The 11,875-nt window shown below is 41.5% G+C and carries 9 protein-coding genes; 5 read left to right on the top strand and 4 right to left on the bottom strand.

Going from position 1 to position 11,875, the window contains the following annotated elements:
- Positions 1-28 precede the first annotated feature (28 nt).
- A complete protein-coding gene (locus J5A56_RS00735; RefSeq protein WP_021671403.1) occupies positions 29-1,093 on the top strand; it encodes a hypothetical protein in 1,065 nt (354 codons plus the stop codon).
- A 244-nt stretch (positions 1,094-1,337) separates the two neighbouring features.
- Here J5A56_RS00735 and J5A56_RS00730 read toward each other — a convergent pair whose 3' ends face one another.
- The 3 genes from J5A56_RS00730 to rlmD all read right to left on the bottom strand — a co-directional run bounded on the left by J5A56_RS00730 (position 1,338) and on the right by rlmD (position 4,451).
- Entirely contained in the window at positions 1,338-1,499 is a 162-nt protein-coding gene (locus J5A56_RS00730; protein WP_021671402.1) for a hypothetical protein, read from the bottom strand.
- Between the two features lie 143 nt (positions 1,500-1,642).
- Positions 1,643-2,773 carry a porin gene (locus J5A56_RS00725; protein WP_021671401.1) on the bottom strand — a complete coding sequence of 377 codons (1,131 nt, stop codon included), beginning with the start codon at positions 2,771-2,773 and terminating at the stop codon, positions 1,643-1,645.
- Positions 2,774-3,026: 253 nt separating this feature from the next.
- Positions 3,027-4,451, bottom strand: a complete 1,425-nt coding sequence (gene rlmD, locus J5A56_RS00720) for a 23S rRNA (uracil(1939)-C(5))-methyltransferase RlmD (protein ID WP_036919333.1) — start codon at positions 4,449-4,451, stop codon at positions 3,027-3,029.
- Positions 4,452-4,654: 203 nt separating this feature from the next.
- Here rlmD and ppdK point away from each other — a divergent pair, with 203 nt between their 5' ends.
- Both ppdK and J5A56_RS00710 read left to right on the top strand, forming a co-directional pair.
- Positions 4,655-7,378 carry a pyruvate, phosphate dikinase gene (gene ppdK, locus J5A56_RS00715; protein ID WP_021671399.1) on the top strand — a complete coding sequence of 908 codons (2,724 nt, stop codon included), beginning with the start codon at positions 4,655-4,657 and terminating at the stop codon, positions 7,376-7,378.
- A gap of 191 nt (positions 7,379-7,569) precedes the next feature.
- A complete protein-coding gene (locus J5A56_RS00710) occupies positions 7,570-9,051 on the top strand; it encodes a tyrosine-type recombinase/integrase (protein WP_021671398.1) in 1,482 nt (493 codons plus the stop codon).
- A 551-nt stretch (positions 9,052-9,602) separates the two neighbouring features.
- Here J5A56_RS00710 and J5A56_RS00705 read toward each other — a convergent pair.
- The gene (locus tag J5A56_RS00705; protein ID WP_036919331.1) at positions 9,603-9,914 is read right to left on the bottom strand and encodes a hypothetical protein; all 312 of its coding nucleotides are present in this window, start codon (positions 9,912-9,914) and stop codon (positions 9,603-9,605) included.
- Positions 9,915-10,003: 89 nt separating this feature from the next.
- On the opposite strand from J5A56_RS00705, the gene J5A56_RS00700 reads away from it, so the two are divergent.
- Complete coding sequence (locus J5A56_RS00700) at positions 10,004-10,483, top strand: virion core protein, T7 gp14 family (RefSeq protein WP_021671396.1); 480 nt, start codon at positions 10,004-10,006, stop codon at positions 10,481-10,483.
- Between the two features lie 15 nt (positions 10,484-10,498).
- A complete protein-coding gene (locus J5A56_RS00695) occupies positions 10,499-11,869 on the top strand; it encodes a hypothetical protein (protein WP_021671395.1) in 1,371 nt (456 codons plus the stop codon).
- The last annotated feature ends 6 nt before the right edge of the window (positions 11,870-11,875 follow it).

Below are 11,875 nucleotides of genomic sequence, written 5' to 3'. Positions count from 1 at the left end.
CTTTGCACAGCATTAATAAAGGAATTCAATGACATTACATGTATTTAACCCCGAACACGATATTGCATTAGCTTATGATAATAAGTACTTTACAGCTCCACATGCAGGTAGGCAGCTTCGCCATGACTTAGATTATCTGCCTGCTCTTTGGGCAGAGGAAGGTGATTGTATACTTGTTGAGAATGTGAACTCTGCCCAGCAGCATGCCCTTCGTTTTCAACGTTATAGTAAGCATGTGCATTTTGTTAATAAGGAGGATGTTAGACATCTATCAGCACAGATAGACAATGTTTTACCGTGGGGATGGGATGCTTCTGTTAAATTTCAGTTGGGACAGATGGACGTTAGAGATTCTATATTGCTTAATAATGAGCAACTTGCTGATATACGTAAATTGAGCAATCGTCAGTTTGCTTCTGTCGTGTTAAAGGAGTTGCAGGCGTCGCTTTCTAATACGACTCTACTGGGTGAAGCTTTCTATGTTGATAATCTTGTGGATTTAGAAAATATTCTTCAACAAAACGGAAGGGTTGTTATTAAGGCACCCTGGAGTAGTAGTGGGAGAGGTGTACGCTATATTGATACCGTTTTAGATGCTGCTTTAGCTAATTGGACTAAGAATATAATAAAGACCCAAGGTGGTATTATGATAGAACCTTATTATAATAAGGTGAAAGATTTTGGTGTGGAGTTTTATTCTGATGCTGAAGGTATCCATTATGCAGGGCTGTCAGTGTTTCATACGCTTAATGGAGCGTATATCGGTAATAGTCTTGCTGATGAGGTAGAGAAGCAATCTACTTTGTCTACTTACATCTCAAATGAGCTGTTGAATAAGGTGATAACAACTTTGGAACAGTTACTTACTACTCGCTTAAAAGGTTTTTATAGTGGTCCGTTAGGTGTTGACATGATGATTGTTACATCTAAGAATGGCTTTATGCTTCATCCCGTTGTGGAGATAAATCTAAGACGTACAATGGGACATGTTGCCTTGGCTTTGTCTGCTTGTGAAGAACTTCATAACAGAATGATGCGAATAGATTATGATGGGTCGCATTATCATCTTCATGTAGTTCATAAGGATAGATAATGTATGTAATAAGAAGAACGTTTACCTGCAATATATTATAAGGTGTTTAACGCTCAACACTATTGGTGTTAACCATGAACACCAATGGTGTTCATGGTTAACACCACATGTGCGGGGCTGCAACACATAGGTAAATGGTAGTATTATAGCCTGTATTATACTTAGTTTTTCATTCTTATTCGGCTATTTGTAGCTGAATAAGGATAAGATTTTGAACTTTTGCTCGTGTTTGATGTTAATGGATTTAGTTGTTATACAACCAGTACACCAATCCTAAAATTGCTAAGGTAAAGAATGTCATAACAATCTTCATTACCTTGTTTAACGCTTTACGGCGACGTGCTGCTGATGAAGATGGAGGTTTAATTCCTCCAGCCTGATAGTTGGTATGCTGATGTCTTGTCATGTTTTAGAGTTTGTACGATGAGATCTTTCCGTGAGTAGTATAAGATCTTTGTTTATTAATATATTTACATTATTTGTAGCAAAAGTACAAAAAATCACGGAAACAGCCTAATGTATCCGTGATTTTCTTAAAATTAATTTATTTTAGAAGCGGAAACTTAATTCTAAGTCAAACATTGAGTAGTTTGGTTTACTTGTTGGACTATTCAAAGAACGGTCGTGCACATAAGAGTAAATGCCACTTAACTCAAGGTTTTTTGTGAATTCATAATCGATTCCTATGTCGTACTGTGTACGCTGTTTCTCTGCACCATCTGAAGGCTGATACATGTCATAACGAGCCTTTGCATGTAGTTTCTTAGGAATGATAGGCGCAATCACCAATGCATAAACACCTTGTGCCTTATTGCCATCTGCGCTTAGATTGCAGTCTGTTGCTGCTGAAGCATCCGTATTGCTCAATGCTTTTGCAAAGGCATAACCTGTTGAATGAACGTACTCTGAACGAAGTGTCCAGTCGTTTACTTTGTATTCTGCTGAAAAAGCGTAGCGACGTTGCTGTAGACTGCGTACACCTGTTTGTGTTGCACCAGCATTATCTGTCCATGAACCCTTACGTGCATAAGAACCAGTCCATCCAAACCATCCTAAGCGCATGCCTTCTACAGGCATAATCCATACGCCACCGATGATATTCTTCTGTTGGTCAACATCTTTAACGTTGATGCCCTGTCCATCAAATACACCTACTTGGTAGTGTATAAGGTTTCTGTCTGCATTATTCTTCAGGAAATCACCTTGTATCTGTACACCGATGTCACGTCCATTAGATGGGTGTGCACCTGCTCGGTCAGAGAAGCTTGCCAATTTCTGAACACTTTGTGCAACACTCATAAATCCCTGGTCGATAGGATGTATGGGATTGTCAAAAGTGAATGGGTTTTTGAATTGTCCTGCTTTAACACGGAAGAAATCGTATTTCTGCCATTCGAGAAATAGGTCAACGACACGTGGTGATGATCCCAATGTTGATGTGTTGCCGTTGACTTGCAACTGTGCTTTCCAATACCAGTCGTCCAAAATTCGACCATCAAGTGAGATACGCCCCAGACGAAGGTTGAAAGTGTTTGACTTGTTATTGTTCATACCATTGTATTGGTACTGAACGATGCCGAAGCCAGATAATTTTACGTTATTAATCCACTTGGGTGCTTCCTGTGCTTTGCCGAGAAGTGAGCATAGCATCATAGCTGATAGGATAATTGTTTTTCTCATAACTCTATGAATTTAGGTAATGATAATATTTTTAGGTTTATAACTCGGCTGTTAACGATGCAAAGATAGTATTTTATAAAATAATAACAAAATATTATGCTGCTTTTGTCATTTGTTTTTCTTGGTAATGGTGGGTGATGAGTTGTGGCTATATATATTAAGGTGAAATTGCCTGCTATGTCAGTTGTTGAAAGGGTTATTTCTGTTAACTGATATAGCAGGCAATCTTAAAATATAGAGTTTATTAGTTTTTCTATCGTTTCTCCAATAAGACAACGTTCTCGACGTGTGGTGTATGTGGGAACATATCTACTGGTTGAACAGCAGCTACCTTATAGTCGACATCAAGTAGTGCAAGGTCGCGTGCCTGTGTTGCAGGATTACAACTAACATAGACAATTCGCTTTGGACTTGCACCGAGGATAACGTTTACAACGTCTGGATGCATACCAGCACGTGGAGGGTCAGTGATGATAACGTCCGGACGTCCATGCTCGCTGATAAAGTCCTCAGTAAGAATGTCTTTCATGTCACCTGCATAGAAGAGTGTGTTGTCAATTTTATTGACTTCAGAGTTTACTTTTGCATCTTCTATTGCCTCTGGAACGTACTCAATACCAATAACTTTCTGTGCCTTCTTTGCGACGAAGTTCGCAATAGTACCCGTACCCGTATAGAGGTCATATACAAGTTCGTTGCCAGTGAGGTTTGCAAACTCTCGAGCAACTGTATAAAGGTGGTATGCCTGCTCGGTGTTTGTCTGGTAGAAACTCTTTGGACCCACTTTAAACTTCAGGTCTTCCATTGTTTCAAAGATATGGTCGTTGCCTTTGAAGAGAGTAAGCTCAAGGTCGTTGAAAGTATCGTTACCTTTCTGATTATCAACGTAGAAGAGTGAGGTAATCTGTGGGAAACGGTCTGCAATATGTTGCATCAATGCTTTCGCGCGCTCATCGTCTCCCTCCTCGTCATAGTGGAACTGTATCAGTACCATCCATTCGCCTGTATTAGAGTTGCGCACCATGATGTGTCGCAGCAAACCATGCTGAGCACGGATGTCGTAGAATTTCATGCCAGTGCTAAGTGCATAGCCGCGAATATCTTTGCGAATCTCGTTACAGAGATCGTTCATCAGCCAGCATTTCTCAATAGGATATACCTTATCAAATGCACCTGTTATGTGGAAGCCAATAGCCCCTTCTGCTAAACCAACTCCTTCTGGTAACGCCTTTAATTCTTCTTCCGTATACCAACGCTTATTAGCACAGCCGAATTCGAGCTTATTACGATATTCTTTTGTATGTACTGAACCCATAATTGGGCGGAACTCAGGGAGTTCTACTTTGCCAATACGGCTCAGTTGGTCATACACCTGTTGCTGCTTTGCTTTTAGCTGTTCGCCGTAAGGAAGATTTTGCCACTTACATCCACCACAGATGCCAAAGTGTTCACACATAGGCTCCTCACGTACAGCGCTTTTGCTGATGAAGCGGATGACGGTTGCTTCGCAATAACTACGTTTCTTCTTACGCACCTGAAGATCTACTACATCCCCTGGTACAACAAAAGGAACAAAGACAACTTTATCGTCAACATGTGCAACACATTTACCTTCGGCAGCCACAGCTTCTATTGTGACATTCTCCAGAATGGGTAATGGCTTTCTTTTTCTACTCATAATCTGTTTTGTATTTCGGTGCAAAGTTACTATTTTTTTTCTGTTTGTAGTCTGCTTGATAGCTTTTATCGGGTCTGTGTTCGCCAACAGATTAAAAATGTAAGGTGAGGATAGCAATTTTTATAGAAAAGTTTGTTACTTTACCTATTTATTGGTATATTTGCACTAAGAAATATCTAAAAATTTATTATCATTTATAACTTATGAGCGAAAAGAGAGTTTATACCTTTGGTAATGGTAAGGCTGAAGGTAAGGCTGATATGAGAAATCTCCTTGGTGGCAAGGGTGCTAATCTGGCAGAGATGAATCTTATTGGTGTTCCTGTTCCTCCAGGATTTACGATTACCACTGATGTATGTAATGAGTATTTTGAGAAAGGTAAAGAGACTGTTGTTGGCTTGCTGAAAGCAGAAGTTGAGAACAGTGTAAAGCATGTTGAGAAATTGATGAATTCAACGTTCGGTGACCCTTCCAATCCTCTGTTGGTGAGTGTACGCTCTGGTGCACGTGCTTCTATGCCAGGTATGATGGATACCATTCTTAACCTCGGTCTGAATGATACCGTGGTTGAGGGCTTGGTAAAGAAGACGGGTAACGAGCGTTTTGCTTATGACAGCTATCGTCGTTTCGTACAGATGTACGGTGATGTCGTATTGGGTATGAAGCCTGTAAACAAGGAAGATATTGATCCTTTCGAGGCAATTATTCAACAGGTTAAGGCAAACCGTGGTGTCAAGCTTGACAATGAGATGACCGTTGAAGACCTTAAAGAACTTGTAGTTCTCTTCAAGAAAGCAATCAAGGAACAGACTGGCAAAGACTTCCCAGATGATCCAATGGAACAGCTTTGGGGTGCTGTATGCGCAGTATTCGATTCATGGATGAATGAGCGTGCTATCCTCTACCGTAAGATGGAGGGCATTCCACAGGAGTGGGGTACAGCTGTTACCGTTCAGGCAATGGTATTTGGTAATATGGGCGATTCATCTGCTACAGGTGTTTGCTTCTCTCGTGATGCTGGTACTGGTGAGGACCTATTCAATGGTGAGTACCTTATCAATGCACAGGGTGAAGACGTTGTTGCAGGTATCCGTACACCACAGCAGATTACAAAGGAGGGTTCACTCCGTTGGGCTACTCAGCAGAATATTGATGAGGAGACTCGTGCTACTAAGTATCCTTCAATGGAAGAGGCTATGCCAGAGTTGTACAAGCAACTCTATGCACTTCAGGACAAGCTGGAGAAGCACTACCATGATATGCAGGATATGGAGTTTACTGTACAGGAAGGTAAGCTTTGGTTCCTCCAGACTCGTAACGGTAAGCGTACTGGTACAGCAATGGTTAAGATTGCAATGGACTTGCTCCACGAGGGTGAGATTGACGAGAAGACTGCACTTATGCGTTGTGAGCCAAACAAGCTTGACGAACTCCTCCATCCAGTGTTTGATAAGGAGGCATTGGCACAGGCTCGTGTGTTAACTCGTGGTTTGCCAGCTTCTCCAGGTGCTGCAAGTGGTCAGGTTGTGTTCTTCGCCGATGATGCAACAAAGTGGCACGAGGATGGTCGTCAGGTTGTCATGGTTCGTATCGAAACATCTCCAGAGGACCTCGCTGGTATGTCTGCAGCTGAGGGTATCTTGACAGCTCGTGGTGGTATGACTTCACACGCTGCCGTTGTTGCACGTGGTATGGGTAAGTGTTGTGTCAGTGGTGCTGGTGCAATCATGATTGATTATAAGGCACGTACCTTAGAGATTGATGGAACTATTATCCGTGAGGGTGACTATATCTCTTTGAATGGTTCAACGGGTGAGGTTTATCTTGGTGAGGTGAAGACTCGTCCGGCTGAGGTAACAGGTGACTTTGCTGAGTTGATGGATCTTTGTAAGAAGTATAGCAAGTTGGTAGTTCGTACCAATGCAGATACTCCACACGATGCAGAGGTTGCAAGTAACTTCGGTGCTGTTGGTATCGGTCTTTGCCGTACTGAGCACATGTTCTTCGAGAACGAGAAGATTAAGGCTATGCGTGAGATGATTCTCGCTAATAGCACAGAAGAGCGTGAGAAGGCACTTGATAAGCTCTTGCCTTATCAGAAGCAGGATTTCTATGGCATCTTGAAGTGTATGGACGGTATGCCTGTTAACATTCGTCTGCTTGATCCTCCTTTGCATGAGTTCGTACCACACGATCTTAAGGGACAGGAAGTAATGGCTGAGGAGATGGGCGTAAGCGTTCAGTTCATCCAGAACCGTGTAAATGCACTCTCTGAGAGTAACCCAATGTTGGGTCTTCGTGGTTGCCGTTTGGGTAACACATTCCCAGAGATTACCGCAATGCAGACTAAGGCTATTCTCGGTGCTGCTGTTCAGTTGAAGAAGGAAGGCTTCAATCCTAAGCCAGAGATTATGGTACCATTGGTAGGTATTGTTAATGAGCTTGACATTCAAGAGAACATCATTCGCAAAACTGCAAATAAACTCTTCAAGAAGGAGGGTGTTGAGGTTGAGTTCAAGGTAGGTACGATGATTGAGATTCCTCGTGCTGCTTTGACAGCTGATGTTATTGCACAGAAAGCAGAGTACTTTAGCTTCGGTACAAATGACTTGACACAGATGACTTTCGGTTATAGCCGTGACGACATCGCAAGCTTCTTGCCAAGCTATTTGGAGAAGAAGATTCTTGATGTAGACCCATTCCAGGTTCTCGATCAGAAAGGCGTTGGTCAACTCATTAAGATGGCTGTTGAGAAGGGCCGTGAGACTCGCAAGAACCTCAAGTGTGGTATCTGTGGTGAGCATGGTGGTGAGCCAAGTTCTGTTAAGTTCTGCCATCGTGTAGGTCTTAACTACGTTAGCTGTTCTCCATTCCGTGTGCCTATCGCAAGACTTGCTGCGGCACAAGCAGCAGTGGAAGAAAAGTAGTATTTTGCTAAAATTCAATATGTTAGGCGGTGTGCCACGTGTTCACGTAGGTACTCCGCCTAATTTGCATAAGGGAGAAATGTTCATTTTTCACACTTTATGCACCCTTTTGAATAGTAAAACTTACCAAAACTTACAATACGTGTGTAAAGGAGTACATACCATTAACTTACCAAATATAACAAACGATTATGGCAATATTTAAGGCGGTAGTCAGAAGACCACGCAAAGATGGCTTCTGGCAGGTATATATCAGAGTAGGTGTAGGCGTAAAGGTCGGATATATAACAACTGGCAAGTATGTAACAAGTAAGGGACTTAGTAAGACGAACGAAATCACCGACCCATACGTTTTGCAATATTGCTCAAGTCTGATCATCGAGTATAATGATAGGCTTAACAGGGTGAACACATCAAGATGGACAGTTAAGCAAGTGGTTGACTTTTTACGCACAATGGACTCTGACTTATGTTTCAGCGAATACGCACGTAAGCACATTGATAGAATGGTTGACAGAGGGCAGCAACGCAATGCACGCAACTACGAACTTGCCTTACAACATCTTGAACGTTTTGCTGGTACAACCAAAGTCATGTTCTCTGAACTTACTTCGTTGTTCATTAACCAATGGATAAAATCTCTTGAAACAACAAAACGAGCAAAAGAGATGTACCCTATTTGCATTCGTCAAGTTTTTAAGGCTGCTCTTGTAGAATACAACGACTACGATAACAATCTCATCAGAATTAAATCCAATCCTTGGATGAATGTTGAAATACCAAAGGCAGATAGACCAGAGAAACTTGCTATTACTCCTGAAGCATGTAGAGAGTTTTTCTTTTTTCCTCTTCCCGAGAGCAAGATGGCGCATCCACTTGAAGAGTTAGGACGTGACGTTGCTATGATTGTTATCTGCCTGGCAGGAATTAACACTGTAGATTTATTCCACATGAAGAAGTCTGATTATTACGATAGCATTCTTCACTATCAGAGAGCAAAGACAAAGATGTTTCGCACTGATGGTGCTTATATGGAAATGCGTGTTCCTGCTATCCTGCAACCCCTATTTGAGAAATACAAAAGCACAGACGAGGATGATGAGCATCTTTTTTGTTTTGCAAAACGCCATACGACATCTGACAGCTTCAGCGCAAATGTAAACATTGGTATTCGACACCTTTGCGAGGCTATGGGAATCGATAAAGATAACGATTATTCTGTTTACACTTTCCGTCACACCTGGGGAACTGTAGCACAGAATGATTGCAATGCAAGTATTGAAGAAGTTGCATTTGCAATGAATCATAGCAGTGCTCACAAGGTAACACGTGGTTATATTAAAACAGATTACTCTCCAGCATGGGAACTCAACGATAAGGTTATTGATTTTATTTTCTTTTCTGATAAACCGTCACGACGTGAACAAAAACCGAAAGAAGAACGTTTTAAACTATCATACCGTTACCAAGTACATGGAGAAGCATTTTTTCAAGGACGTAAGTTAGCCGAGATAACTGATGTCGGTTTTAACAACGTTGATGAGGTTATAGCAAAACTCGCAGCGCAACTCCCTGATAGCATTCCCAATCGCTCAATGGTTATTTTCAAAATAGAAAACCAAGACAAGAAACAATCGGCTGTCTACGAGCGAATGAAAGGCAAAGGTTTTTAATTCACTTCTAACCTACAGAAGAACTTTCTTTTGTAGGTTTTCTTTTTTACTTTCATTAACAAAAGGCAAATGCTCCTCGCGTACGTACACGCGCGCGGTAGATGTATATTATTTATTTTACTTTACTTTATGCACTTTTTTCCGAAGAAATGCGTTTCAAGTGGGATTTCTTCCGAAGAAATGCGTTTCAAGTGGGATTTCTTCCGAAGAAATGCGTTTCAAGTGGGATTTCTTCCGAAGAAATGCGTTTCAAGTGGGATTTCTTCCGAAGAAATAAATTAACGTTCGTTTGCAATAATACTTTTGGGTATAAAATATCAATTCCCGAAGCCAAGAAAATGATATAAGTGCGACATATAGGGAGCATTGTAAATGATATAAAAAACACCAAAGTGCGACATATAGGGAGTATTTTGTAAATACTTGTAATTAAATTAGTTACAAATAATAAAGGGACTATTCTCACGAACAATCCCTTTTAACTAAAACAAATCAATTCAATTAATTCAACAATCTAATAAAAGCGTTTCTATAGTAGTTATTTGTAGATTCTATTTGCCTCCACCAGACAAAGCGATAAGTCTGTCCTCGATGGTCTTTTTGGTCTCTGTTGCAACGTCAAGGGTTGTTGCCTGTAATTTTGGAGCAATATAAGCTGTAAATCTCTCCATTGCTTGTATACGTTCTTTAGGCTCAAGACTTGCTAAGTCTTTCTCAAATAAGTCAGAGTCATAGTAATTGCCAGTAACATTTGCTAAAATACTTCTTACTTTTCCCGACACTTTGTTTGGAGTTCCAGCAACGCGACCACCTGTCTTCGCTATTCCTTTAGGGCGTCCTCCTTTCTTCTTTTCAGTAGTCATATTATTTGGTGTATTAAAAGTTAAACGAACCATGCAAAAGTAATGTATTATTTTCGCAGAAAATAGATAACTTTTAATAATAAGTCATTATGGGAATGATAGGAGCTGCAGTAGGAGCTGCAGGAAGTATCTTCGGTGGTATTTCGGCTTCAAAAGCTATAAACAAGATGAAAGCCAATATAGAGGCTCAGAAGAAATCTAATCAGGATTGGTACGATAGGCGTTACAACGAGGATGCAACGCAGAGAGCTGACGCACAGCGTATATTGACCATGACAGAGGAAAGTATCAAAAATCGTAACAAGGCTGCTGCAGGTGCTGCTGCCGTAATGGGTGGCACGGAGGAAAGCGTGGCGGCAGCTAAGGAGGCAAACAACAAGGCTCTTTCGGATGCAACCTCGCAGATTGCGGTTAATGCAGAGCAACGCAAGGATTCGATAGAGCAGCAGTACCAACAGCGTGATGCAGACCTTACCAATCAGCTCAACAGTCTTGAACAACAGAAAGCAGAGGCTATTGGTCAAGCTGTTCAAGGTGTTGCTGGTGCTGCTGGTAGTATGCCATTCTAATTCAGAGAGAAGAATATGAGTGCTATAAATGATATTTTAGGAAGCAAGCCTGCCGCAATGCAACCACCGCCTGCAAGTCCATCTAAAGGACTGAAAACGGAAACAGCATTGGGTGCTGCAGGAGTAGCGCAGCAGAGAGCAGAGAATGCCCACTTTAGGGAAAATAGGGCTGTTCCGACAACTCAGGCTGGAAATATTAGCGGTAACAACACCGCCCCCTCTGTTTCAGTTCCTCTTGCTCCAAGTATTGAACAGAGCGTTGCAGCAAAAGGAGAGGATAATGAAACTCCTGTAAAGGCTGCAACGCCAAAACGTATGTCTTATGTTGATATGTTTGCGAAGCTTAGTCCGTATCAACCTCCGACAGAAGAAGAGTTGGCAAAGGAACGAAAGAAGGAGAAACGTGAGAAAATCTTTGCTGCTATTAGCGACGGCATATCAGCATTATCTAATCTTTATTTCACTACAAAGTATGCACCCAACATGTATAGGCATGAGAACTCACAATCTGCTAAGACGGAAAACAAGTGGGAGAAACTTCGTGCAAACAGAGATGCGCAGCAAAATGCATATATAAGAAATCTTATGGCGGCACAGCAAGCAGACGATGAAAGGGAGGACAAGGAGAGAGCTTGGATGCGTCAATTAGGCATAGATGCCTATAATCAGAAAAAGGATGCCGATGCAGTTCAGTATAAGAAAGATCGTGACAACGTCAAGGATAACCAATGGCAAAAAGCATTTGACCAACGAGATAGTCTGTTTGCTCAAGATATGGAGCATAAAGGTAAAGTCTTAGCAGAAACAAAACGTGCACACAAGGCAAACGAGGGACTAAAAGGTGCACAGATAGCCGAAGATGGTCGTCATAACAGAGTAAGTGAAGCACAAGGTGCTGCAAGAATTAGCCAAGCTGAAAGTCATTTTAGAGCAACGCACAATCCTGATGGAACGGTTAAAAGCTCCGTTACAGGAAAAGATAGAGGCGAAAAAGAGACAATTAGACTCAAAGATGGTAATATTTATGCCTATTCAGCAGACAGAAAAGGTGCTCTTACCTCTCTTGCTCCATCAATGGTGAAAAAAGCAAAGGTAGCAGCAGAGCGTTATCGTAAAGCAGGTGACCGTAAGACAGCTCAACATTACAACGCCATAGCGGAACAGCTGGAGAAGACGCAAAGTAAAGATGGAATTGCTGCGATTGTTGTTTCTAATATAGGAGACTTCCCTTCTATGGATAGCGAAGTTCGTAGCGTGTTAGGAATGACAAACGCATCACCGTCTAAATCAACTTCGTCAGGAGGTTTCAATGCAAACAATTATCGTCGTAATAAAACAAAGCCTACGGCAAAACAAACCACAACAAATAAACCACCGTTAAATTAATACATT

The sequence above is a fragment of the Prevotella melaninogenica genome, from assembly GCF_018128065.1.
In the GTDB taxonomy this organism is placed as follows: Bacteria; Bacteroidota; Bacteroidia; order Bacteroidales; family Bacteroidaceae; genus Prevotella.
The sequence above is the reverse complement of the archived record's forward strand: the minus strand, read 5'-3'. Positions and strand labels throughout refer to the sequence as shown.

Coding starts and splice junctions, on each gene's coding strand:
- J5A56_RS00735 (WP_021671403.1), top strand. CDS start 29: ATGACATTACATGTATTTAACCCCGAACACGATATTGCATTAGCTTAT.
- J5A56_RS00730 (WP_021671402.1), bottom strand. CDS start 1,499: ATGACAAGACATCAGCATACCAACTATCAGGCTGGAGGAATTAAACCT.
- J5A56_RS00725 (WP_021671401.1), bottom strand. CDS start 2,773: ATGAGAAAAACAATTATCCTATCAGCTATGATGCTATGCTCACTTCTC.
- rlmD (WP_036919333.1), bottom strand. CDS start 4,451: ATGAGTAGAAAAAGAAAGCCATTACCCATTCTGGAGAATGTCACAATA.
- ppdK (WP_021671399.1), top strand. CDS start 4,655: ATGAGCGAAAAGAGAGTTTATACCTTTGGTAATGGTAAGGCTGAAGGT.
- J5A56_RS00710 (WP_021671398.1), top strand. CDS start 7,570: ATGGCAATATTTAAGGCGGTAGTCAGAAGACCACGCAAAGATGGCTTC.
- J5A56_RS00705 (WP_036919331.1), bottom strand. CDS start 9,914: ATGACTACTGAAAAGAAGAAAGGAGGACGCCCTAAAGGAATAGCGAAG.
- J5A56_RS00700 (WP_021671396.1), top strand. CDS start 10,004: ATGGGAATGATAGGAGCTGCAGTAGGAGCTGCAGGAAGTATCTTCGGT.
- J5A56_RS00695 (WP_021671395.1), top strand. CDS start 10,499: ATGAGTGCTATAAATGATATTTTAGGAAGCAAGCCTGCCGCAATGCAA.